The organism is Nostoc sp. (assembly GCF_036917615.1).
In the GTDB taxonomy this organism is placed as follows: Bacteria; Cyanobacteriota; Cyanobacteriia; order Cyanobacteriales; family Nostocaceae; genus Nostoc.
In genome coordinates, this window is the sequence record NZ_JBALCZ010000017.1 from 1 (window position 1) to 24,424 (window position 24,424).

Here is a 24,424-nt window from a genome sequence, read left to right on the forward strand (position 1 = left end):
TGTTTAATATCAAAGATTGTTCATACTTTTGCTAAGTCTCTGATTCACTCAGCCCTGCTGGGTCTTTTTGCATGGCTTAGTCTAAACTCCAGTTCTCACTCTTGCACCCAGCAAGAACTGCCCCTCTGCCTCTTGTACCCAATGCCCAAAAAATTAAGACTTACGCATTTCACTGGAACTCTGCCACTGCGTAAGTCTTAAGGAAAAAATATTGTTTTTTACTTGATCAAGCTTGTTTTAGTAGATATTTGACCAAATTATCTTTCACCATCATCTGCCGTAAAACTTCTAACAAAAATTCCTGAGCCTCTTGTTGGCTCAAATTTTTTACCTGGTCTTTCAAATTTTTTAAGCGAAACTGTTGCTCTAAGGTTAATTCGACTGGTAAGTCCATGAGCCACTCCTCTGATTGACTGAATCGAAGGGTATTTGTTGTTACTGCTAGTGTGAACGCGTAGGCCTAGCCCATCGTAAACATCGCTTTCCACTATTTTAGCACTGAGATATTAAATAGTCTACCTTGTCAAGCTATATAAAATCATCATAATAAAAGTTTACAATTTTCAAAAAACACATCTGCCTTTCCTTTAGTAGGGAGTTTATTGAAGCTGACCGCTAATGGCTGTAATGTTTAGAATGTTTATATACCAACAACTCTAAAAAGAAAGAACCTCTAAAACATCATCCGCAGGAGTAATTAAGTAGGAGTCAGAAGATTGATAGACGCAATGGAATTTTTTCAGCTAAGTGCTGGTAAGTGGCGATCGCAACGTGCAACTCATCATTTGGCCTTCAAGCGCTCAGAGACTGGAGAATCCGATATACAGGTGGAAACTCTGGATGCCGATCATCCAGAAATCATAGAACTGTGCCAGTATCATCAGATTGACCCCAGCCTTTCCGTAGGAGGGTCGCGTGTACGTTGGCTAGGCACAATGGCTTGGGATAGAGAGGATGAGGAGAACCATCAGGGGAAAACTATATTTGCGATCGTGCCTGATGGCGATAACCCAAGGGTTGGCAAATTACTCCGCGAAAGAGGATACGCCGAAATTGTGCCTGTAGTCGGTCTTTTTCACATGGATGATGAAGATGGACTAGTGTTGACAACCGAATACGAAACAATGAGTTCCATTGAGCGATTCTGGTTCGCCAGCCCAAATATGCGACTGCGAACTAGTACAGTCAAACGGTTTGGTGGCTTCAGCACGGCATCATTTTGTACCGAAACTCGCATTGAGACTTCTGTTGAGGTTTCCAGCACAGAAGAAGTAACATCCACACAAGGGCAGGATGTTCTGGAAAAAAGACAGTTTTATTCAGTTTTGGGCTGGTGAATTATCTTAAGCAGAGCGATGCTTTTACTCGTGGGCGAAATTATCTGCATCTGGTACAGGGACTTGCCCTAGAACCGGGTATGGTGGATGTGTTTGAAAACAAGCGCGATCGCATCCCCATTTGCACTTGGATCGGTGAAAATATTAACACCGTAAACGCTCAGATCAACGCCTACCTAGAAGTTTGTCATGAGTGCTTTCATCCCCAAGAGCGTCGCCACATCCAAATTTTTGCAGTACCCATAGCTCAATCCTTCGGCATAGACGGTTTGTGCAACATTCTCACAAACCCAATCACGATTTTGGTAGATGTCGGTCGAATTGCACCTAGAGACTGGTTTGCTGTGGTCGTCCATGAATACGCCCACGCCCATCTAGGAGACTTTGGTCACAATCGGCAGTTTGCTAACATCCTATCTCATCTATGTTTAGGGCTGGGATTGGAACCACCCTACTGGGAAGTAGGGATGGAAGCAACTTTGCGTAGCTGGCCTCACTGTAAGTCAACCATAGATCCCCTGGAATTTTGGATAGGTCGCTGAAGGGGGCAGGGGGAAATAACCAATACCCCATGCCCCATTAATTTCTTTTGCTAAATGTTAAAAATTATTGCTTCAGTTCAAAAAGGTGAAACTGAATCTTCTAATCTGAACTATGTGAACAAAGTTTTTAGTAATTTACGTAATCATTAAGCTGGAAGCCCCACTGTTTTTATTGAGTAGCTATGGCTTGAATCCAGTAGCCTAATCGTTTTTCCTACGAATACTTAAATTACCCTTAGTTAAGTTTCGTGAAATTTCATCAGAACCTCAGATTCTGATCCCACTACTCCCTTAATATATGATTTAAAGTTGTTAACTTTAATTAAGAATACGGAGGCCTGAGAGTGGCAATTCCTCTATTAACATATGACCCTTCAAGCCAAAACCAGCGTGTAGCTGCATATGAAGTACCGGGTGATGAACAGCCCAGGATTTTTACAACAGACAATATACTGTCCCCGTCAGATTTAGGTGATCTGATCGAAGCAGCATATCGTCAACTTTTCTTTTATGCCTTTGCTGCCGATCGCGAAACATATTTAGAGTCCCAACTCCGTAATGGACAAATTACAGTGCGGGACTTTGTTCGTGGGTTGGTGCTTTCCAATACCTTTAAGAAAAGCTTCTATGACCTCAACAATAATTATCGCTTTGTTGAGCAAGTAATCCAGCGGGTTCTAGGACGCGATCCATACAACGAACGGGAAAAAATCGCCTGGTCAATTGTAGTCGCTACCAAGGGTATTAGAGGCTTTATTGATGAAGTTCTGAATACTGAAGAGTACCTGAGCAATTTTGGATACTCCACAGTCCCTTATCAGCGCCGTCGGATACTGCCATCCCAATCTGAAGGTGAGTTGCCATTTAACATCAAATCTCCGCGATACGAAGATTACCACCGTACCAAACTGGGTTTCCCCCAAATCATTTGGCAGGTAGAAGTACGCAGATTCCTCCCACAAGAGCAAAAGGTCAAGGCTGGAGATCCATCTCTATTCTTGTCTATGGCACAAAGTGTCAATGCAACTGGCAATCCGCCACAAAGGATCTCGTCATTCAACATCGATATCGAAAAGTCTGTACCTTATCGCCAGTTACCTGGAATTAAGTAACGATTTTTGGTCGGCGGCTAGCTAATACATCAATTTGACCATTTTATAGCGTGCATAAGTCTTGGGTTACGTGGAGTTTCATTTAGGTATCACTAGTGAAACAGACTCTATCCCATGTCTAATGCACGCTAGTCGTTTGTTTAGATGAATGTCTTAGAGGTTGTTTGAAAAGTGTTTTGCTGTGACTTTAGCACTTTGCCTAACTTCCTTGCCCGGTCGTAGCTTAGTAGATTTCAAACTAGATAAAGTCAGATTTGAGTAGAATCAAATAGCACCAAGGGTTTCTCATGCTGTGGCTGGATGGGGAAAATGGCTAAGGTTGATATAGAAAATAGTGCGAACGCCGGGAATTATGTATTAGATAGAGCGAACGCCAAGTATGAGTTAGTTCTGTTTCTAGAGTACATACCGCATGTTCTAGAAACATGGCTGCTCTTAAACCCCAACAAACTTCAGAAACCCCTGGATGACCTACGCACGACGATTACCTTTTTGAGGACGAAGGGAATCATCCACTTCGACGCACATTTTCGCAACATCCTCACCGACGGCAAGCAAATATATTTGACCGATTTTGGTTTGGTACTTGACAAAAGTTTTACGTTGACGAAAGATGAAGAGTCTTTCTTTAAGCAGAACACATTTTACGACTATGGTGAAGTCCTGCGGAATCTTAGTCACCTTATTCGCTCGCCGTATGATTTATGTTCAAAGAACGATAAACGCACGATGATGGAAAAATATGGCATAAAAGAAGGCTTAAAACCTTATGAAATGAGGTCTATATTACATTACTCGACAACATCGAGCAGATACATTCTGATGGGGTGATGAAGTTAGATGAGTTCTATGTTGCCAGCATCGTCAAATACCGGAGCATCATTGCGCTGATGCAAGACTTCTTTTCTGATATGTGGGAAAATAAGAAGAAGGACACGAAACTTCATCACGCAGAACTAGAGCTGCTGCTCAAAGAGACGGGGTTTGTTCCTAGTGCTGGAATCCACCGCGGACATGAATTGATATCATGTCCGGTTGAATAGTTATCATTTAGACTGACGCAAAGACACGGGGACGCGGGGACGCGGAGAATTTTTTTTGATAAGTGATTAAGCGGACATGAGACATCTCCAGAAAAGAATGTAGAGACGCGAAATTTCGCGTCTCTACAAGGGTTTGAGTGAACGCATAATTAATTTTCACCAGATGTGTATGATATGAGAGATTAACCCTCTTTTGTCACTTTGGGAGAAACCAACCGCTGAAAGCCTTTCGGAGCTTTAATCTCCATGTTTTGGCTAGAAATTTTAGTTCCTGTTAGATAATATTGGCTCAAACCTTGATTAAATAAAAGTTTCAGAATCAAGCTTCAATTGTTGTTTTCCGAGACTGACAAAAGAGGGTTAAGGTAAGTGCATTTTTGTCAACAGGGCGACCTCAAATCCCCTACAAAAGTGCGATCGCCTTTGAATAAAAAAAGGTTAAGATGCAATTCGTCTTTTTAGCATCTCCAAAAGTTTTGTAAATTGGGTGGGAGGGGTAGCTGTCACCTCAATCATCTCGCCAGATAGGGGATGCTGTAATTTGAGTCGCCAGGCGTGCAATGCTTGACCAGGCAAATTTACCCCCACTGAATGACCAGAACTATAAACTGGGTCGCCGACAATGGGATGACCCATTTTGGCGCTATGGACACGAATTTGATGGGTGCGTCCGGTTTCTAGTTGGAAGTGAATTAATGTATAGTTACCAAGGCGTTCTAGTACTTGCCAATGAGTGACGGCGGATCGTCCTCCTTGTTCAACAGACATAATAGCCATTTTCTTGCGGTCTTGGGGATGGCGACCAATAGGCAAGTCAATTGTGCCACTTTCGACTTTTGGCGCTCCGTAAACCACGCCCAAGTATTCTCGCCGTGCTGTTTTAGCTTTGAGTTGCGCTTGTAGATGATGATGGGCAATATCTGTTTTAGCGATCGCAATCGCCCCCGTTGTATCCTTATCCAATCGATGGACGATTCCCGGACGTTGGACTCCGCCAATTCCTGGTAAATTAGGACAGTGTGCCAACAGAGCATTTACCAACGTGCCATCTGGATGACCGGGCGCAGGATGGACAACTAAGCCTGCGGGTTTGTTAAGAATAAGTAACTGATCGTCTTCGTAGAGGATATCTAAGGGGATATCTTCTGCTTGCAGTTCTAAAGGTTGCGCTTCTGGTATTTCGAGAGTGATGCGATCGCCTACCTTGACATTGATCTTCTTAGATGTGCAAACTTTGTCGTTAAGTTGGACATTACCCTGTTCGATTAACTGTTGGATGCGGGAACGGGATAAATCTGGTAATTCTTGGGAAAGATAACGGTCAAGACGATCGCTTTTAGTGTTGACGCAGTGTATCGTACTCCTAAGGGGAAGCAAACTAGACGTAGCATCCTCCATAACAGAAGACAAGCGATCGCTATTTTCTTGGATTTGTAAATTAAATTCGGTCACAATTGCTCTAAATTAATTCCCCATTCTTTAAGTAAAGCGCGGAATGCTTTTAGTTGGGCTTCTGAACTTGCTAAGTCAATTAATACAGTAGAATTCAGGAGTCAGGGTCAAACAGGCTTTAATATCTGACTTTGATACCTAGTTTGTAGTACTGAACCAAGCTGAAATCTACTGTAAACTTTACACTCCCCTGTCTTGTATTTGTTCTTTCACCCATTGTCGAAACGCTCTAAGTGCTGAACTCGTTCCTGTGGTTCGCGCCATTTCCACAAACCGGGGAATGAGTTCCGTGATAGAAAAAGTAGGAAATGTGGGGCTGATGAGAGACTTCACATATTGCTCACCTTGCAGCAAGCTAATTTCTAGGTTTTTGCTTTCATATCGCCAGATTTCAGGTACTCTCAACGCCTCATAGGCACTAATTTGGGTTTTAGAGGTGACATCAATTTCAATTGCCAAATCAGGAGGAGGGTCAACAGTTAAGTCGATCCTGTCTTTCCCAATCATTAGCTTATAGTTTTGAATATAAAAACAATCATCGGGTTCAATACCAGCACTTATATCTTTTCGCTTAAAGGTGGTTGAACCTAAAGACTCCCAATTGAGATCAAGTTCATCTAGCAAAACTTTCACCAAGTCTCCGATGATTACCTTAGCTCGCTCATGTTCTGGTAATGGAGCCATAATTTCTAACGTTCCTTGGCTGTATGCTACTCGACTCCCGCGATGCTCCCCTAACTCGTTGAGAATTGCTTCAAATACTTGCCAACTCACATCTTCCAGGATTATTCTTTGCCCTGGTGGAACTCGAATTTGTCTGAGTTGAAGATTAACCATAGGATGTTAGTTGTTAAATAATTTAATTTTTACTCAAATTTGAGATGAGCGAAAAGGGAATTTTCCGGAATTGGATGTAGCAAACACCCTAGCCAAAAAGCGATCGCTTTAATTTTCTCAAAATTTGCCACCACTCCATCCCGATATTCATCTCTTAACTGCAAATCCTACAATAACGCTATTTGCTCAACATACTCACCCACAACCCCTGACTTCTCATCTCTCCTCCTCAGTGTCCTCTGCGCCTCTGCGGTAGCCTGCGGCAAGCCGCTACGCACGCGTCTACGTTAATTATAAATCTATAACTTCTTGCGGTAACTCAAATAAACCATCTTCCCCAGCTTCAAAATTAATCACCTGATACACAGCATCAATATTTAATTCCCCATAAATATGAGGAAATAATTCGCCTATTTCAGCAGGTTCATAGCGAATTTCAGCTTGTACTTGATCAGAATCAATAAAAAGTAATACCAATTCTTTTTGATTATCAAAAAATCTCTTTGCAACTTTGAGTATTTGCGTTGATTTTGAACAATGGATAAAACCTTCACTGTTTAACGAATCAGCCCGATATCTACCAATTATTTTTGCTTCTTCCCATTGTTGGCGTTTGGTGATGTGGAGGATGGTTTTCATATTGCTTGTCTCAAGGTGATTTTATCTCAATAGGTTCATCTGGATAAAATTCAAGACATACATTATTTTGCTTATGGCTATTAGGATATATAGATATCCTAATTTCTAATTTGCCTTTCTGCAAGTTTTTACCACTTTGAATAAACTGACAATCTTTGACAGCATTTAGTTTAAATTCACTGACTGGAATGGACTCGTCACGAGCACGGATATTGCTAAATAAATTACCAACTGAAGCATCCAAGATTTGAGTTTTGTATTTGCAAACTTCCTGACGCCAATTATTTATAACTTCTCGGATAATTAACTCTCTTAATTTACTTACTTTAAAAGTATCTTTATTAAAAATAATTACATCATCTCCACACTCTAAAGAAATAAATTTATTTTTCATATCAATGCCTTTACTGTCAACTCAGAGTTGGTAGTACTTACTTTTTATTTTATCCCCAACATGAGATTATAACGTAATATTATTGGTACAAATATAGTAAAAATACTGAATCAAAACTATAAATAATATTAAGCGATCGCTCAAAAAACTATCCTTTAAAATCTCACGCAGAGGCACTAATAAAAACTCTGCGTCTATAGGCCTTTGCCTGAGGTAATCATTCTAAACTGTTTGACATTTAAATTGCATATACTGGGCGGGCAAGATGCCCACCCCACAAGAGTTATGTTTAATTCAGTTATGCAAATTAGACGTTTTTTAGCTTATAAATTAGACGGAATACAAACATCTGGCGCACACAAACCAATAAATTCTAGCGTTGTCACCTCAAGAGTATTCAAATCTACACGGCGGATAGCATGATTATTGGTATCGGCAATATATAAAAAAGAAGCGATCGCACTCAATCCCGAAGGTTCAAAAAAGCGGCTATTTTTACCTTGTCCATCTTGTAAACCCGCAGAACCATCTCCTAAAACTGTTTGACAATTCCCACTGGAACTAACTAATTTAATTTTATGGTTATAAGTATCTGCTACCCACAAAAAATTCTGAGCGTATTCCACTCCTAAACAGTGTTGTAGACGGACATCTTCACCCTGTCCATCTACATCGCCAAAACCAAATAAACTCCCACTACCGCAAACAGTTCGCACTTGGTACGGTTCTACAATTCCAACGCTACGAATTGAGCTAACTTCACTGTCAGCGATATATAATTCTTTTCCATCGGTGGTGATACCGCTAGGTTGAGCAAAGGCAGATTCAGCAAGAGAACCATCAATGCAAGCTTCTGCACCAGTACCAGCATAAGTTTTAATGATGCTAGTTTCTAAATCCATTTGCCAAATTTGATGCGGCCCAGCCATTGCAATAAACAAGGTATTTCCCACTTTCACTAAATCCCAAGGGGAATTCAGCGCTGTTTCTAAACCAGCACCTCCATGAGGACGAATATTGCGGCTTTGTTCACCAGTTCCGGCGATCGCTTCTACTACTTGACGCTTCAAGTCAACTCGTCGCAGGGCATGATTTTCTGTGTCAGCAACATAAAGAATTTGATTTTCGGCATCAAATGCCATTCCCTGTGGTGCAAAAAACTGCACTTCGTTAAAAGCACCATCAGTTAAGCCAGATTTTCCAGTACCAATTAAATGCAGAATTTCGCCGTCGAAGCTACTCATAACCAGGCGATGATGTCCAGAGTCAACGATAAACAAACCCGATTGTGTAGCTAGAACTTTACCAGGAAAAGCTAGGGGTGTAATTAATGGTTGGCGCTGTTTTTCTAAAATCAAACTGAGTTCTTGAAAATTAATCGTGCCTTTCTGCTGGTGTTGCTGAATTAACTTTTGAATTAATTCGTCTAAAGCGTCACGATTTCCTTCACCAGAAATCTGGCCAATTACATAACCTTCTGGATCAATAATGATTAACGTAGGCCAAGCACGTACAGCATATTCTTCCCAAACTCGAAAATTGCTGTCAACTAAAACCGGATGTTCAATGTCGTAGCGCAGGATAGCTTGGCGAATGTTTTCTGTTTCCTTTTCGTTGTCAAATTTGGCAGAATGAACGCCGATAACAGTAAGACTATTTTTATATTTCTGTTCTAAATATTTCAGGCTTGGCAGAATATGCAGACAATTAATACAGCAGTATGTCCAAAAATCCAAGATTACGACTCTACCTTTGAATTGTTTAAGAGACAAGGGTTTATCGGTGTTGAGCCAAGAGTAATTTTGTGGTAATTCTGGCGCTCTGACACGGGGAATCATGAGATATACTTTGCTTTTAGAGGATGTTTATACTAAATTTTCTGAAATAGGCCGATGAAAAATAATGATATATTACCGTGTGTTGCTACTAGGGGCTTAGACAAAACCAAATCTAAGTTTAATTGCAGGAAAGTTAGATATTTAACCAGTCAATATGAAGTCAGAAACCCGCAATATATTATTACAAGCTTACGCACAATTACAAGAAATAATTGATGAGTTGTATGAAGCTCATGATAGAGCAATAGCAAACAATGATTTTGATGATGCTAGCTTGCTGGCTAGTAGAGCACATATACTTTATGAAAAAGCCGAAAATTTGGAAATTGTAATTTCAGAACAGGAGCAAAGATGAAAACAATTGAAGAATTAAAGACTCGTATTCAGGAACTCAGTAAACAAGCTGTTGAACTCAGGCAAAAAGCATCTGAAGTATATTTAACTAACCAAGAGCAAGCTAAACAGTTCAGGCAACAGGCAAGAGAAGCTAGTAAGCGCTGCCAAGGATTAATACAAGAGTTAAAACGCCAACAAGTTTAAAGCTAAAAACTGGCTAGTCTTGAGAACTGCCAGTTTCTAACTTTCAGGAACCGCATAAATTAGAAATGTTTTTAGCGTTGCACCCCATCCGTTAATCTCTTAAAAACTTGGTTGCCATCGCCACCTGTGAACCTGATACCGTTTATCCTAAATCCAGATACTTCACCATCAGAAACTACCAATAGCCTACCACTAGCTGTGCTAGGATCTCCAGATACAGCAATGCATTTATCGGATTAAGCAAGGCAGCTTATCTGTAAGTACCCGTTTGCCATATAGGAACATTATCACCTGTATAAATTACCAAGTTTCCATCATCTTGAACTTGGAGACGACAATTAGTACCACGTCCAGATGTTTTACTTTGCCACACAGGGGTTTTCATAAAATTATAACTGACTAAATTGCAGTCGGTTTGCATGACAGTGTAGTAAACTTCTATTTTGTCAGTTTTTGATTCCCACAGAGGAGTGTTGTAGTCATAAAGAACAAAGTTTCCATCAGATTGCTCTATAGCTTTATATTCCCCATTAGGTGAAATCAAGTATTGATTAGCGAATAAGTATTCGCCTGAATTAAGGACAGATGGATCAGTATCCACGAAAACCTTGTTTTGTTGAATAATCACCGTAGCTTGTGATGAAATTGTAAATGTACTAGTACCCGCGAAAGCCTTGTTTTGTTGAATAAGCAACGTAGCTTGTGATGAAATTGCAAATGCTGTTGTTAAACCGAGAATTTTCGAGAGTTTAGATAATTTCACAAATTTACCTCCAATAAAGTTCTGTTATCTATAAACAGTGCTGAGGTACGAAAAGTAGTAGTGGAAAATTAAATATAGGGGTTCCCGACTTCGTGAGGTACGTTTTTAAAGCTACTTATTTTCCGAGAAAAGATTTAGGTGTACCTCAGTTGCTTAGGAAACGCCATATACATTTGTCATTGTGAATGAAGCCAAGCAAAATCAAGCAATTTCCTTGCAGTTTAGGATTGCTTCTCTACTAGATGCTACGGCGATCGCTACATTTCATTTCGCTCACAATTACATAAGTAATTTTGCGTAACCACTTAGCATGAAAGTCAGCCTTGATTACAGAGTACATTGTTAGTTGTTACTAAATAAGTGAACTTATAGAAAATTTACACTTTGAAAGTACTTGAGAAACTACCTACTACGAAGTTGTCAGCTTGGGTGCAACTAGCCAAAACCCAAGCTGAATGAGGACGAGTTATATCATGTTCGGATAATTAGTTATGATTCCCACAGTCATTGCACCCTACACGCCAGATGCTCCACTTGGGGAAACGCCTTGGCGCTAGCCTCTCACGAATGGGAAAAGACCGCACTGGCTCGCCTTAATCCCTTAAAAACTTGGTTGCCACCGCCACCTCTGATCTGATAGCGTTTATCCTAAATCCAGATACTTCACAATCAGAAAGTACCAATGGCGTACCATTAGCTGTGTCAGGATCTCCAGATACAGCAATGCATTTATCGGATTAAGCAAGGCAGCTTATCTGTAAGTACCCGTCTGCCATACAGGAACATTATTATCTGTATAAATTACCAAGTTTCCATCATCTTGAACTCGCAGACGACAACCAGAACCAAGCCCATTTGTACGACTTGCCCAGAGAGGGATTCGATTATATGTATAAGTGACTAAATTACAGTCGGTTTGCATGATGGTGTAGTAAGCTACTTTGTTGTAAGTGTATGATGCCCACAGAGGAGTGTTGTAATTATAAAGACCAAGTCTTCCATCAGATTGCTGTATAGCTTTATATTTCCCATTAGGTGAAATCAAAGATTGATTAACGAATAAGTATTCGCCTGAATTGAGGATAGATGTACCAATACCCGCTAGAGCCTTGTTTTGTTGAATAAGCAACGCAGCTTGTGATGAAATTGCAAATGCTGTTGTTAAACCGAGAATTTTTGAGAGTTTAAATAATTTCACAAAACTATCTCCAATAAAGTTCTGTTGTCTATAATAGAGTGCTGAGGTGCGATAATTAATTAGTAGTGCAAAATTAAATATAGGGGTTCCCTACCTAGTGAGGTAGGTTTTTAAAGCTGCTTATTTTCCGAGAAAAGATTTAGGTGTACCTCAGCTGCTTAGGAAACGCTATATACATTTGTCATTGTGAATGAAGCCAAGCAAAATTAAGCAATTCCCTTGCGTTTAGGATTGCTTTTTTACGAAACGCTACCGCGATCGCTACATTTGCTTTCGCTCACAATTACATAAGTAATTTTGCGTAACCACTTAGCCGTAAAGTCAGTATTGATTAACATCAGACTAGACTGTTAGTTGCTACTGAATAAATGAACTTATAGAAAATTTACACTTTGAAAGGACTTGAGAAAATAACTACTACGAAGTTGTCAGCTTGGGTGCAACTAGCCAAAATCCAAGCTGAAAAAGGACGAGTTAGCGATCGCATTCCGCAATTGGCTTTGGCTGATCCTGGTTGGTTCGCAGTTCATATTTGCTGTGAATCAGGACAAACTATTAGCTTTGGAGATACGGCTTGTGTATTTCCGCTGATGAGCGTTATTAAGACATTTTCACTACTTTATCTACTAGAACATCTAGGAGCAGAAACAGTTTTTGGGTGGGTTGGAGTTGAACCTTCGGATGCACCCTTCAATTCTTTAGAACAACTCATTGCCGATCGCGGTCATCCCCGCAACCCGATGATTAATAGTGGAGCAATTACCCTATCTGATAAATTACCAGGAAAGGACGCAAGCAATCGCACTTTTTTATTTTGTGAATGGCTCAACCAATTAGCAGGTTGCCAACCAACGTTAGATGAGGTAATGCTGGCTTCAGTACGATTAACCCGCTCAACAGCCAATCAAGCGATCGCTAATTATCTCGCCGAAGCCGGTCATCTAGAAAATCTGGAAACAGCACTTGACACCTATGAGCAAATATGCTGTATATCTGGGCGAGTTGAAGATTTAGCCCTGTTAGGAAAACTCCTAGCTTGTGAAAATAGCTGTTTATCATCACAAAACCGCCGAATTGTCAACGCGGTGATGTTAACTTGTGGACTGTACGAAGCTTCTGCCCAGTTTGCAGTCAGGATTGGTCTACCGATGAAATCAGGCATTGGTGGTGGACTTGTAGCAATAGTACCAGGTGAGGGAGCGATCGCTTGTTACAGTCCTGAGTTGGATAATACAGGTAATCCTGTAGCAGCGATCGCATTTGTTGAGGTTTTAGCGCAAGAGTTACAGTTGAGTGTTTTTGGTTAAGCTAATCATTATTTTTTTACTTCTCTTCTGGTGTAGTTTCTGGAACTGCTGGGGTAGGTGTAGCTGGCAAACTGGGAGATGGTGTCGCATTTGGGAACTGACGCGGGTTGAAATATCTTTTTAATTCTGGTTTTTCAGGATCGGGAGCGATTTTTTGAGGTAATAGCGTTGATTCAGGAGTTGGCGTTACCGTTGGCTGTAGTTCTGGTGTTAGCGTAATTGTTTCCGGTGCTGGAGACTCAATAATCTCTGGCAGCGTGGGTGGCAAACTAGGAGATGGTGCAATTGGTGTTTGTGGAGTCAGCATCTTGCCCGCCCGACGGTTAAAAAATCCGCCAAATCTAGGTTTTGTTGGCTGAGGTATAACTTTTTCGGGTAACGGCGTTGATTCAGGAGTTGGTGTTACCTCTGGCTGTGGTTCTGGTGTTGGCGCAATTGTTTCCGGTGCTGGAGACTCAATAATCTCTGGCAGCGTGGGTGGCAAACTAGGAGATGGTGCAACTGGTGCTTGTGGAGTCGGCATCTTGCCCGCCCGACGGTTAAAAAATCCGCCAAATCTAGGTTTTGTTGGCTGAGGTATAACTTTTTCTGGTAACGGCGTTGATTCAGGAGTTGGCGTTACCTCTGGCTGTTGTTCTGGTGCTGGCGTAATTATTTCTGGTGGTGTCGGGGATAAGGTGGGAGATGGTGCACCCGTTGGAACTTCTAACTTTGGTTGTTCTGGCTGTGTTTTGAATTCTTTGGGAATTTCAGTTTCAGGAATGGGCTGTTTTTCTACCTCCGGTTGTATTTGGGGTGTTTTTTCAACAGAAGGCGTGGGTGTAGGTTTAGGTAAAAGTTTATAATTCTGGTCTACAATGGGGCGCACCTCATCTGCTGTAAGTTCTCCTCTGACAATTCTCGACAAGGTGTCTTTCCCCTTTGGCTGGTAGTCAATCAGTCTGACTGTGGTATTAAAGACATTTTTGAGAGAATTTCCCTGGTTATCGAGAAATTCCAGTTTTACCCAGTTTTTTCCTGGACGGAAGCCTTTAAGATAAACTGCTTGCCAGCGATCGAAAATAAAGCTTTCACCATTAATTGTGGAGCGGATACGCCAATCACTGAATTGATCGTTAGCGTTTTCCTTGCCGACGAGGTGCAGAGGAGCGTTAGTTAGGTAAAAGTCGAGTAAGATTGGTTCTGCTCCGTAGCTACTTTGAGGACGGCTGTAAGTTAGCAACGGTAATTTGGGATCTGGGTTGTTGTCGTCGGTTTTAGTAAAGACGTGAAATGTTGTCTGGGCATAGGCGCCTTCATTTTTGAAGCTTTCATGCCAAGGACGGGAGGCAAAGACGCGCAGGGTATGAGTACCTGGGGACAAGTCTGGCAAAACCAAGGGCTGATTCAGATCGTAAACAGGTATATAAGGTTGGTTATCCAGAATTACGTGGAGATGGGGCCCCAGTTGCAATTGTGGATCTTTAAATATTGGTAGATCCTTAACCTGAAAACTGGCTGTGACTTTGTTGTCTTGGAGAACTTCATCAGTTTGTGGACTAACAATTGTCACCTGTGGCTGATAAACTTCCAAAATTGTCCGCAATTCTTGGATAACAGATGGTGGGGAAACTTCCGAAAATTGCTTGGAAATTTGAGAAATCTGTGGAGAGTTTTCTCTATAGCCAGTAGATACTTCCTGGCTACCGACTTTCTCGCCACAACTAATCAAGCTTAATACCAGCACCAATGTCATTACCCACCTGAAAATCGGGAACCTCTTAGGGAGGAGCTTCTCTAACACCCTTTTCTGCCACGAGTTCATGCGTTGCACCCAGTGATAGTCTTCGACAATTGACCATACCAATTTTAGATTTTAGATTTTAGATTTTAGATTATTTTGGTTCATGCTCTGTCCCTAGTGGGCGGAACAAATCCACTCATTCGCTCGATAGCGTAGCTTTAGCGTTAGCGTCCCTTGCGCGTCTCGTAGAGAAGCGGTAGCGATAGCGCAGCGTTAGCGACGTAGGAGCGTCGGAACGAGCGTCCGTAGGAGCGTATAACTAGCTAACGCCTACCAAGATTGGAAATCCAAAATCCTCAGAGCCAAGTATCCTTACTTCGTCTTCCTAGGTTGGCGGAGCGTCTCGTAGAGAAGATTCAGTGGTCGTCGGGGTCAATCCCTTCGGCTTGGTGCAGTCGCTCATGGGGGAAACCCCCTACAGCCCTTCTCCTAAAGGAGACGCTACGCGAACGGGCATCCTACGGCAGGCGCTAGCCTCTCCCTTTGGGAGAAGACCGCGCTGCTGAACCAAAATCCAAAATCCAAAATCCAAAATCCAAAATCCAAAATCCAAAATTGATTGACAGATTATTTTGGCTCAAACTGTCCATAGGGAACTATAGCCCAAAAGCTGAAATCTGCCTCACCTCCCATAAGTTTTTCTGTGGCTCTCAGGAAATTTTAAAATAAGCCATATTCACTACACCTTTTTACTTATAACAATTGAAACATGACACAAATATTCACGAGTAACAGCAGCAAAAGCTGGAACATCCTTTACATACAGTCAAACCCTAAATTTTACGAATTGTTATCCTTTGTAAATTAAATGGATAATCTATTGACTTTTGTACAACTAGTTTGAAGTTAAAAGCTTGCTCAGGCACGAATTCCAGCAATATTTCAGCAAGTTTGAATTATTGTTAAAATATCTCTAACAAAGTACAAGTGAAGACTCTATAATTCAACGAGAAACAACTATCCACATCGGGTCTTCATCGCGGCTTCAGTAAAATTCTGGAGTATGTGGTAATGGTTCATTTTGTGGTATTCATGATTCCTCATTCCTTATCAAGAGAGGAGGTCGAATGACAATAAGTCCTCCGGAGCGAGAGGAAAAAAAGGCAAGAGTAATCGTCGATAACGATCCAGTTCCAACCTCATTCGAGAGATGGGCGCAACCTGGACACTTTGACAAATCCTTAGCCAGAGGTCCCAAAACCACCACATGGATTTGGAACCTGCACGCACTCGCCCATGATTTTGATACACATACAAGCGATTTAGAAGACATATCCCGCAAGATATTCTCAGCCCACTTCGGCCACTTAGCCGTAGTGATGGTTTGGTTAAGCGGAATGATTTTCCACGGCGCGAAGTTTTCTAACTATGAAGCTTGGCTAAGTGACCCGTTAAACGTAAAGCCTAGCGCTCAAGTCGTTTGGCCCATTGTTGGACAAGACATTTTAAACGGTGATGTTGGCGGTGGTTTCCACGGTATTCAAATCACCTCCGGTTTGTTCCAAGTATGGCGTGGTTGGGGGATTACAAACTCCTTCCAGCTTTATGTAACTGCGATCGGTGGCTTGGTACTAGCAGGCTTATTCCTATTTGCTGGCTGGTTCCACTACCACAAACGCGCTCCTAAACTGGAATGGTTCCAGAATGTGGAGTCGATGCTGAATCACCACTTGCAAGTATTGCTAGGTTGTGGTTCCTTGGGATGGGCAGGTCACATAATCCACGTGTCCGCACCGACCAACAAGCTTTTGGATGCAGGCGTTGCTCTCAAAGACATCCCCTTGCCCCATGAGTTCATCTTGAACAAAGACTTGTTGACCGAGTTGTATCCCAGCTTTGCTGCTGGTTTAGCACCTTTCTTCACCTTGAACTGGGGTCAGTATGCTGACTTCCTTACCTTCAAGGGCGGTCTGAACCCAGTAACTGGCGGCTTGTGGATGACTGACATAGCGCATCACCACTTAGCGATCGCAGTTCTGTTTATCGTTGCTGGTCATCAATACCGTACCAACTGGGGTATTGGTCACAGCATTAAAGAGATCCTAGAAAACCACAAAGGGCCTTTCACCGGTGAAGGTCACAAAGGTCTCTACGAAAACCTGACCACATCTTGGCACGCTCAGTTGGCTACTAACCTGGCCTTCTTGGGTTCGTTGACCATCATTATCGCGCATCACATGTACGCGATGCCCCCTTATCCATATTTGGCAACTGACTACGCTACGCAGTTGTGCATATTCACTCACCATATTTGGATCGGTGGCTTCTTAATCGTTGGTGGAGCGGCTCACGCTGCTATCTTCATGGTGCGGGATTACGATCCAGTTGTGAACCAAAACAACTTACTGGATCGGGTAATTCGTCACCGTGACGCGATTATTTCTCACCTAAACTGGGTGTGTATTTTCCTCGGCTTCCATAGCTTTGGACTTTACATCCACAACGACACAATGCGTGCATTGGGTCGTCCACAAGACATGTTTTCTGATACGGCAATTCAGTTGCAGCCAGTATTTGCCCAGTGGATACAAAATATCCACGCCTTGGCTCCTGGTACAACTGCACCCAATGCCCTAGAACCAGTAAGCTATGTCTTTGGTGGCGGTATCTTGGCTGTTGGCGGCAAAGTGGCAGCTGCACCCATTGCTTTGGGTACAGCGGACTTCCTAATTCACCACATTCACGCCTTCACCATTCACGTCACTGTCCTAATTCTGCTCAAAGGTGTGCTATACGCCCGTAGCTCTCGTCTGATTCCAGACAAAGCAAACCTGGGCTTCCGCTTCCCCTGCGACGGTCCTGGTCGTGGCGGTACCTGTCAAGTGTCTGGTTGGGATCACGTATTCCTCGGACTTTTCTGGATGTACAACTCCCTGTCGATTGTAATTTTCCACTTCAGCTGGAAGATGCAATCAGATGTCTGGGGAACCGTAGATGCAGATGGTGTGGTGACTCACATCACTGGTGATAACTTTGCCCAAAGCGCCATCACCATCAACGGTTGGTTGCGGGACTTCTTGTGGGCACAAGCTACACAAGTCATCAATTCCTATGGCAGCGCGCTATCTGCCTATGGTCTACTCTTCTTAGGCGCTCACTTTGTCTGGGCATTCAGCTTGATGTTCCTGTTCAGTGGTCGCGGCTACTGGCAAGAACTGATTGAGTCCATAGTTTGGGCGCATAATAAACTGAAGGTAGCACCAGCAATTCAGCCTCGCGCTCTGAGCATTATTCAGGGTCGGGCTGTAGGGGTAGCTCATTACCTCTTGGGAGGGATTGCCACTACTTGGGCATTCTTCCATGCACACATCCTTTCAGTAGGGTAGCAATCAGCTTGCTAAAAGTTAGGAGTTAGGAGTTAAGAATGAAGTTAGAAGTTAGGAGTTAGAAATAAAAATTTAAAACTCATAACTTACAACTCATAACTCTCAACTCATAACTCCTAACTACCCCAGCTGGTACTTGATGGCTAAAGGTCATGAGGATTTATTAAACCTATGGCGACAAAATTTCCCAAATTTAGCCAGGATCTCGCACAGGACCCGACGACTCGTCGGATATGGTATGCGATCGCTACAGGCAACGACTTTGAAACCCATGATGGCATGACGGAAGAAAATCTTTACCAAAAGATTTTCGCAACTCACTTCGGTCACTTGGCAATCATCTTCCTGTGGGCATCCAGCCTCCTGTTCCACGTAGCCTGGCAAGGTAACTTTGAACAGTGGATTAAAGATCCCCTTCACATCCGTCCCATTGCCCACGCGATTTGGGACCCCCACTTCGGTAAACCAGCGATCGAAGCTTTTACCCAAGCTGGTGCTAGCAATCCGGTAAACATTACCTACTCTGGTCTCTACCATTGGTGGTATACCATCGGAATGCGGACGAACGGCGAACTGTACAACGGTTCAGTGTTCTTGCTGTTATTCGCAGCGATATTATTGTTCGCTGGTTGGCTGCACTTGCAACCCAAGTACCGTCCTAGCCTGGCATGGTTTAAGAGCGCTGAACATCGCCTAAATCACCACCTAGCAGGTTTGTTTGGTGTTAGTTCTTTGGCGTGGGCTGGTCACTTAATTCACGTAGCTGTTCCCGAATCTCGCGGTCAGCACGTAGGTTGGGATAACTTCCTATCCACCCCACCCCACCCAGCCGGTTTGACACCATTCTTTACAGGCAACTGGGGTGTTTACTCTCAAAACCCTGATACTCCTGGACATATATTCGGGACATCGCAAGGTGCAGGGACTGCAATTCTGAGTTTCTTGGGTGGCTTCCATCCTCAGACAGAAGCTTTGTGGCTGACTGACATAGCTCACCACCACCTAGCGATCGCAGTTTTATTCATCGTTGCCGGTCATATGTACCGGACAAACTTTGGGATTGGTCACAGTCTCAAAGAAGCCTTGAATGCCAAGAATTTCTTTGGTATTCCTGTTGAAGGTCCGTTCAACCTACCTCACCAAGGTATCTACGACACCTACAACAACTCCCTGCACTTCCAGTTGGGGTGGCACTTAGCAGCGTTAGGTGTTGTTACTTCCCTGGTAGCGCAGCACATGTACTCCATGCCTTCCTACGCATTTATTGCCAAGGACTATACAACCCAGGCAGCGTTGTACACGCATCACCAGTATATTGCTGGATTCCTGATGCTTGGTGCTTTTGCTCACGGAGCAATATTCTGGGTACGTGATTACGACCCAGAGCAAAATAAAGGCAACGTCCTTGAGCGCGTGTTGAAGCACAAAGAAGCGATTATTTCCCACCTCAGCTGGGTATCCCTTTTCTTAGGCTTCCACACTCTTGGTCTGTACGTCCACAACGATGTAGTAGTTGCTTTCGGCACTCCTGAAAAGCAAATCTTGATTGAGCCAGTATTTGCTCAATTCGTCCAAGCTGCTAACGGTAAAGTACTGTACGGTTTAGACACCTTGCTATCTAACCCAGATAGTATTGCTTACACAGCATGGCCCAACTACGCTAACGTCTGGTTACCAGGCTGGCTAGATGCGATCAATGCTGGTACTAACTCCCTGTTCTTAACAATTGGCCCTGGCGACTTCTTGGTACACCATGCGATCGCCTTAGGTCTGCACACCACCACCTTGATCTTGGTCAAAGGTGCTTTGGATGCCCGTGGTTCTAAGCTGATGCCCGATAAAAAGGACTTCGGCTATGCCTTCCCTTGCGACGGCCCCGGTCGTGGCGGTACTTGCGACATCTCAGCTTGGGATTCCTTCTACCTCGCTACATTCTGGATGCTCAACACCCTTGGTTGGGTCACGTTCTACTGGCATTGGAAGCATTTAGGTATTTGGCAAGGCAACGTAGCTCAGTTCAATGAGAACTCTACATATCTCATGGGCTGGTTCCGCGATTACCTTTGGGCTAACTCTGCTCAGTTGATTAACGGTTACAACCCCTACGGCGTGAATAACTTGTCTGTCTGGGCTTGGATGTTCCTGTTTGGACACCTAGTTTGGGCTACTGGCTTCATGTTCTTAATCTCCTGGAGAGGTTACTGGCAAGAGTTGATTGAAACCCTTGTTTGGGCACACGAACGCACTCCTCTGGCTAACCTAGTTCGCTGGAAAGATAAGCCCGTGGCTCTGTCAATTGTTCAAGCTCGTGTAGTTGGTCTAGCTCACTTCACTGTTGGCTACATCGTGACTTACGCAGCATTCTTGATTGCTTCTACGGCTGGTAAATTCGGTTAATTCGGCTGCTAGTTTTGTAGGTAAGTAATAAAAATCCCCTGCCGAAAGGTGGGGGATTTTTATATCAATATATCAATACGGTTTTTTAACAAACCTTAGAGGCGCAGAGAGAAGAAGAAAATGCTTAACTGAACTGTAGGCTTATAAATAATCTCTAGAGGTGGGAGCAATAGATTTGATAGAATTACAGTAATTCGCCTAAATAAAGTTTTGTTAAAAAATACTATATAAGTTTTGACCTGATTTATGGCCGGTATTACACAGTTTTGCAGTCTTTTTCAACTTATTTTTTCATCTAGCAAGAATCTTAGGTTATTGTAGTGGGGCATAAGTAATATGGCAGAACTGGAAATACCAGAAAAATATAAGCCTGGGTTCAAACAACTTGTAACCGTAGACGTTAGAACTGTAGATGAATTAATTGATGCTTTGAAGCAAGCCCCCCCTTCACTACTTATCGAGGATTTGGCATCAATAGTAGCTTCACAGGTTCAAGCCTTGACTCTAGAAGAAGTAGAAGATTTGATAGAAGCATTAATTTCTCTTTACAATTTTCGAGATTCTTTTGACGCACCCACAAATAAGATTGTAGAAGGAATTAGTCAGGCTGTTCAGGATGATGAAGACCTTCCCAATCTTTCTGGAGGAGAAAAGCAAGAATTTGAGCGACGATTAGCTGCTTTATTAGAATTTGACAGTGTTCTTGGTGTTACATCCAAAGCAATTGATGTGATGCGTGACCATGAACGTATATTCACACGCTCTCGTGTTCTTACCGATATGCGTCCTATCTTTGAAGTGGATTTAGAAAAAGGGCCAGCTGCTGTCGTAATAGTTCATATGCTGAAAATTCAGTATGCAGATTTAGATGGTACACATGAGTTTTTTGTAGCTTTGGATTCAATAGATTTAGAAGAATTACGCCAACAGTTAGATAGAGCAGAAAAAAAAGGAAAATCTATCAAATTGATGCTAGACAGAGCAAATATTCCATACTTGAATTATCTGAATGTAGAGTAAAGGTTATAAAAATGCAAGTTGCGTTAGAAAAGTGTAATCCTTGGGTTAAGAAAAACCAACATAATTTAAAGCGATCTCAGCTTGATTCATCAAATAATCAAGCCAAGTTAAAAGCTCGATTTGACTGGAATCGTCCGGAAGATAAACGAAAAATACGTGATGAGAATAACGGTGACAATTTACTCTTCTTCAAAAGTGCTAAAGATCGTAAATATGGATTGGAACGCTCTCGATATAGCTTTGTATCTAAACAGATAAAATTACAAGTAACTTTTACAGCGCTCGTTAACCAATGGCGTGAAGAAAATCGTGGTGTGTCATCTAGTAACCAAATGTCAATGCATCCTGCATACCAACAGATTATAGGAATGGGTGAAGCTGCAATCCCATTCCTATTAAGAGAGCTAGAAAAGAAAACTGGACGCTGGTTCTGGGCATTAAAGTCTATTACAAGAGAAGATCCTGTGCCTCCAGAACATCGAGGAAACACGAAGGAGATGACTAAAATTTGGCTAGATTGGGGTAGACAGAGGGGCTATAAGTGGTAAGCAATAACGCTTGGGGTAGCTATGTAAAATCATTTATTGAACGTGATTATCCCAATCTAGTTACCCACGGATATAAGCTCACAAGTCCAGATACAACTGAGTACAACTGTGTTGCTTGGGCAGCAGAAAATGCTCAAAATTGGTGGTGGCCAGATACTCAATATGAAGAGTATTGGCCTCCAGGTGTTCCTAGAGAGGAAACTCTTGAAGCTTTCCAGCAGGCATTTGCCACACTTGGCTATGAAATCTGTCAAAATGATGTATTGGAAGAAGGATTTCAAAAAATAGCTATATATGTTGATTCAAATAAAGTACCAAGACACGTTGCTAGACAACTACCTAATGGTCAATGGACAAGTAAGTTGGGTCAAGATGAAGATATAGAACATAATAATTTACAAGGTTTAACAGGACAGCCTGGGTATGGTGAAATTGCTTGCATTATGAAAAGACTGTTGACTGCAAGATGACATAACACTACCAAGGTAAAATTTTAAACAAAAAGCTATTGTATAAAACAAGTAATCATTAATTCGCTAGAGGAGTTATCAGGTGTCCATTCCCGAAATTACTCAAAAGCTGTTAGTAGCAAAACGAGACAAAGGACTAAGCTTTGCCGATTTGGAAAAAATTCTCGGACGTGACGCGTTAACCAAAATACGTCCTAGTGGACATGAGATTTCGGATAAATTCCAAAAGAATAACCACGGTGCAATCCCGCCAAATTTGCTAGAAATTGCTAATACTGAATCTAATATAGGACTCATATCTGATTTTTGAACAATATTTAAGATAAAACCCTGATAAAACAAGCTTTTCAGTCTCAGTATGTTTTCAGAAATCAAATCGGAGCCCTATAGCGCTTATTTACAATACTGCAAAACAGCATAAATTAGACCCCATCCAGCACGTTTTCCTCAAGGATTCGCCGAGTTATTCATCAAATTCTTCACTGATGAAGGTGATATGGTTTTAGCTCCATTTACAGGTTCTAAGACAACGGGCTTTGTTGCACAGACTCTGCAAAGCTGATGGATATCTTTGAAAATTAATGAAAATTATGTAATGAGAAGTCGTTATTGATTTAGCCAATAACCAAATTAAGTAAAGAGTCAGGAGTCAGGAGTCAGGAGTTAAAATTTATAACTCATAACTCGTAACTCATAACTACTCAATTAAATTTCTCCATTCACCTGCATTTGATGAACTTGATCTGCTAGCTCTTGACGACCTTGATCATCTAGTTTGTCAATAGCTAACATTCCCATAAGAATAACTTCTTTCAGGGTTAAACGTGTAGAATGTGCCTGTTTTTGCACAATCTCCTTAATAATGGGACTGACACCAATTGCTGTACTCGCTCTTGCCACAGAAGAAAAGGAAACACTAATGATTCAGCCTAAATCTTAGCACTTCCAATGAGGTTATTTTCTAGAGTTAAAACTTAATTTAAATGTGTTTCAACTCATACTTCAATAAGTAAACATAAATTTTAAATTACGTATATAGAGAACAACTGTTCTAAGTGCAGGGCATTGTCATATTACTGGATAATCTATATCAAACCCTCAATCATGGCATCAAACGTAAGAGCCTAGTTTTGGATGAAAATAAATTTAACTTTTGTCATTCCACCATACAGATATAGTGTGTAACAGTGCTATAAATGAGTCCATAGTTATCCTAAACCTATTTGATTGAGGTTATAACCTCTTTTTTGAGTGAGTTCTAAAATTCTCAGTATGGCAAACTTAATGCTTGCTGATTGAGGACATACCATCGTATGATATCAATATTCTCAACAGTTAAACTTTTGCCTATTCCTCTAGAATTTCTACTAAGTCTTCAATCATCACATCAAAGGTGCGATCTAATTTGTGGATAGCAGTAAAGTCAACTGTTGTCATTTCGGGACGACAGGCATAACTTATAACTGTGCTGTAAATTATTCCAGAACGGTCAAAAACTTCTTTTAGTGTCCATCCTTTCTCTTATGCTAGTTCTCGAATCTTTAATTTGACTAATTCCATATTTGATAATTGATGCATTTGCACCTATCAATTTCATATGAGAAATTAAAAAGCGTAGACGTGTACTCCTGCAAAGAAGCAAGCTACGCAAAGCGTATCGTACAGAAACGGCTTGTCGTCAGACATCGCCTCTCGCTCTAGCAAACTCTCATGCGATCGCCACAATTTACTGAAATCTGGAAACCTTAAATCAAATGGTTATTTATTATATTAGCAACATCAAAAGCAAAAACCTCTGTCCTAAGATACTCAAAAATCACTCACTAATCGCCGAGTTTGCAAACACTTGCAATATTTATGACAACTGAGTTATGGAAA

The 24,424-nt window shown here is 41.9% G+C and carries 24 protein-coding genes and 5 pseudogenes; 17 read left to right on the forward strand and 12 right to left on the reverse strand.

Annotation, left to right across the window (positions count from 1 at the left end; all coding sequences use genetic code 11):
- Positions 1-226: 226 nt before the first annotated feature.
- Positions 227-394, reverse strand: a complete 168-nt coding sequence (locus tag V7K85_RS04605; protein WP_334811476.1) for an NblA/ycf18 family protein — start codon at positions 392-394, stop codon at positions 227-229.
- 325 nt (positions 395-719) lie between these two features.
- Here V7K85_RS04605 and V7K85_RS04610 point away from each other — a divergent pair, with 325 nt between their 5' ends.
- From V7K85_RS04610 to V7K85_RS04630, 5 genes are all read left to right on the forward strand, one after another.
- Positions 720-1,337, forward strand: coding sequence for a phycobiliprotein lyase (locus tag V7K85_RS04610; protein ID WP_334811587.1), 618 nt, complete (start codon positions 720-722; stop codon positions 1,335-1,337).
- Positions 1,334-1,879: a hypothetical protein gene (locus tag V7K85_RS04615; RefSeq protein ID WP_334811477.1), complete on the forward strand. Its 546-nt coding sequence runs from the start codon at positions 1,334-1,336 to the stop codon at positions 1,877-1,879. Before V7K85_RS04610 ends, V7K85_RS04615 begins: the two co-directional genes overlap by 4 nt.
- 344 nt (positions 1,880-2,223) lie before the next feature.
- A complete protein-coding gene (locus tag V7K85_RS04620; RefSeq protein ID WP_334811479.1) occupies positions 2,224-2,991 on the forward strand; it encodes a phycobilisome rod-core linker polypeptide in 768 nt (255 codons plus the stop codon).
- Positions 2,992-3,300: 309 nt separating this feature from the next.
- Positions 3,301-3,822 (forward strand): hypothetical protein, encoded by a 522-nt coding sequence (locus V7K85_RS04625; protein WP_334811480.1) that lies wholly within the window; start codon positions 3,301-3,303, stop codon positions 3,820-3,822.
- On the forward strand, positions 3,822-4,034 hold the full coding sequence (locus V7K85_RS04630) for a hypothetical protein (protein ID WP_334811482.1): 213 nt from the start codon (positions 3,822-3,824) through the stop codon (positions 4,032-4,034). Before V7K85_RS04625 ends, V7K85_RS04630 begins: the two co-directional genes overlap by 1 nt.
- Before the next feature lie 438 nt (positions 4,035-4,472).
- On the opposite strand, the gene V7K85_RS04635 is transcribed toward V7K85_RS04630, so the two are convergent.
- From V7K85_RS04635 to V7K85_RS04660, 6 genes and pseudogenes are all read right to left on the reverse strand, one after another.
- Positions 4,473-5,486: an RluA family pseudouridine synthase gene (locus V7K85_RS04635; RefSeq protein ID WP_442940541.1), complete on the reverse strand. Its 1,014-nt coding sequence runs from the start codon at positions 5,484-5,486 to the stop codon at positions 4,473-4,475.
- A gap of 180 nt (positions 5,487-5,666) precedes the next feature.
- Complete coding sequence (locus V7K85_RS04640; protein WP_334811483.1) at positions 5,667-6,323, reverse strand: Uma2 family endonuclease; 657 nt, start codon at positions 6,321-6,323, stop codon at positions 5,667-5,669.
- Between the two features lie 29 nt (positions 6,324-6,352).
- Positions 6,353-6,556: pseudogene (locus V7K85_RS04645) on the reverse strand (DUF4089 domain-containing protein).
- 58 nt (positions 6,557-6,614) lie between these two features.
- On the reverse strand, positions 6,615-6,962 hold the full coding sequence (locus V7K85_RS04650; RefSeq protein ID WP_334811485.1) for a DUF952 domain-containing protein: 348 nt from the start codon (positions 6,960-6,962) through the stop codon (positions 6,615-6,617).
- A 10-nt stretch (positions 6,963-6,972) separates the two neighbouring features.
- Positions 6,973-7,356: a KGK domain-containing protein gene (locus V7K85_RS04655; protein WP_334811486.1), complete on the reverse strand. Its 384-nt coding sequence runs from the start codon at positions 7,354-7,356 to the stop codon at positions 6,973-6,975.
- Between the two features lie 323 nt (positions 7,357-7,679).
- A complete protein-coding gene (locus V7K85_RS04660; RefSeq protein WP_334811488.1) occupies positions 7,680-9,194 on the reverse strand; it encodes a thioredoxin-like domain-containing protein in 1,515 nt (504 codons plus the stop codon).
- Positions 9,195-9,348: 154 nt separating this feature from the next.
- Here V7K85_RS04660 and V7K85_RS04665 point away from each other — a divergent pair, with 154 nt between their 5' ends.
- From V7K85_RS04665 to V7K85_RS04675, 3 genes are all read left to right on the forward strand, one after another.
- Entirely contained in the window at positions 9,349-9,549 is a 201-nt protein-coding gene (locus tag V7K85_RS04665) for a hypothetical protein (protein ID WP_334811489.1), read from the forward strand.
- The gene (locus V7K85_RS04670; protein ID WP_334811491.1) at positions 9,546-9,734 is read left to right on the forward strand and encodes a hypothetical protein; all 189 of its coding nucleotides are present in this window, start codon (positions 9,546-9,548) and stop codon (positions 9,732-9,734) included. The genes V7K85_RS04665 and V7K85_RS04670 overlap by 4 nt, the downstream gene beginning before the upstream one ends.
- A gap of 111 nt (positions 9,735-9,845) precedes the next feature.
- Positions 9,846-9,974: a hypothetical protein gene (locus tag V7K85_RS04675; protein WP_334811493.1), complete on the forward strand. Its 129-nt coding sequence runs from the start codon at positions 9,846-9,848 to the stop codon at positions 9,972-9,974.
- A gap of 10 nt (positions 9,975-9,984) precedes the next feature.
- Here the strand turns inward: V7K85_RS04675 and V7K85_RS04680 are convergent, their stop codons facing one another.
- A complete protein-coding gene (locus tag V7K85_RS04680; protein WP_334811494.1) occupies positions 9,985-10,497 on the reverse strand; it encodes a hypothetical protein in 513 nt (170 codons plus the stop codon).
- 751 nt (positions 10,498-11,248) lie between these two features.
- Complete coding sequence (locus V7K85_RS04685; protein WP_334811495.1) at positions 11,249-11,695, reverse strand: hypothetical protein; 447 nt, start codon at positions 11,693-11,695, stop codon at positions 11,249-11,251.
- 392 nt (positions 11,696-12,087) lie between these two features.
- On the opposite strand from V7K85_RS04685, the gene glsA reads away from it, so the two are divergent.
- Positions 12,088-13,002, forward strand: a complete 915-nt coding sequence (glsA, locus tag V7K85_RS04690) for a glutaminase A (protein WP_334811496.1) — start codon at positions 12,088-12,090, stop codon at positions 13,000-13,002.
- Positions 13,003-13,018: 16 nt separating this feature from the next.
- Here glsA and V7K85_RS04695 read toward each other — a convergent pair whose 3' ends face one another.
- On the reverse strand, positions 13,019-14,737 hold the full coding sequence (locus tag V7K85_RS04695) for a hypothetical protein (RefSeq protein ID WP_442940542.1): 1,719 nt from the start codon (positions 14,735-14,737) through the stop codon (positions 13,019-13,021).
- Positions 14,738-15,852: 1,115 nt separating this feature from the next.
- Here V7K85_RS04695 and psaA point away from each other — a divergent pair.
- The 8 genes and pseudogenes from psaA to V7K85_RS04735 all read left to right on the forward strand — a co-directional run.
- Positions 15,853-18,111, forward strand: coding sequence for a photosystem I core protein PsaA (gene psaA, locus V7K85_RS04700; protein ID WP_334811497.1), 2,259 nt, complete (start codon positions 15,853-15,855; stop codon positions 18,109-18,111).
- Positions 18,112-18,282: 171 nt separating this feature from the next.
- Positions 18,283-20,508 (forward strand): photosystem I core protein PsaB, encoded by a 2,226-nt coding sequence (psaB, locus tag V7K85_RS04705; protein ID WP_334811498.1) that lies wholly within the window; start codon positions 18,283-18,285, stop codon positions 20,506-20,508.
- A 336-nt stretch (positions 20,509-20,844) separates the two neighbouring features.
- Positions 20,845-21,528 carry a hypothetical protein gene (locus V7K85_RS04710; protein ID WP_334811499.1) on the forward strand — a complete coding sequence of 228 codons (684 nt, stop codon included), beginning with the start codon at positions 20,845-20,847 and terminating at the stop codon, positions 21,526-21,528.
- Between the two features lie 11 nt (positions 21,529-21,539).
- Positions 21,540-22,076 carry a hypothetical protein gene (locus V7K85_RS04715; protein WP_334811500.1) on the forward strand — a complete coding sequence of 179 codons (537 nt, stop codon included), beginning with the start codon at positions 21,540-21,542 and terminating at the stop codon, positions 22,074-22,076.
- Positions 22,070-22,546: a DUF7689 domain-containing protein gene (locus V7K85_RS04720; protein WP_334811501.1), complete on the forward strand. Its 477-nt coding sequence runs from the start codon at positions 22,070-22,072 to the stop codon at positions 22,544-22,546. Before V7K85_RS04715 ends, V7K85_RS04720 begins: the two co-directional genes overlap by 7 nt.
- Positions 22,547-22,628: 82 nt before the next feature.
- Positions 22,629-22,721 (forward strand): annotated as a pseudogene (locus tag V7K85_RS04725) (cyanase); the annotation flags it as partial.
- A gap of 9 nt (positions 22,722-22,730) precedes the next feature.
- Positions 22,731-22,832: pseudogene (locus tag V7K85_RS04730) on the forward strand (site-specific DNA-methyltransferase); the annotation flags it as partial.
- Between the two features lie 102 nt (positions 22,833-22,934).
- Positions 22,935-23,105, forward strand: a pseudogene (locus V7K85_RS04735) (DNA methyltransferase); the annotation flags it as partial.
- 146 nt (positions 23,106-23,251) lie between these two features.
- On the opposite strand, the gene V7K85_RS04740 reads toward V7K85_RS04735, so the two are convergent.
- On the reverse strand, positions 23,252-23,446 hold the full coding sequence (locus V7K85_RS04740; RefSeq protein ID WP_073640193.1) for a hypothetical protein: 195 nt from the start codon (positions 23,444-23,446) through the stop codon (positions 23,252-23,254).
- A 447-nt stretch (positions 23,447-23,893) separates the two neighbouring features.
- Positions 23,894-24,106 (reverse strand): annotated as a pseudogene (locus tag V7K85_RS04745) (helix-turn-helix domain-containing protein).
- Positions 24,107-24,424: the final 318 nt, after the last annotated feature.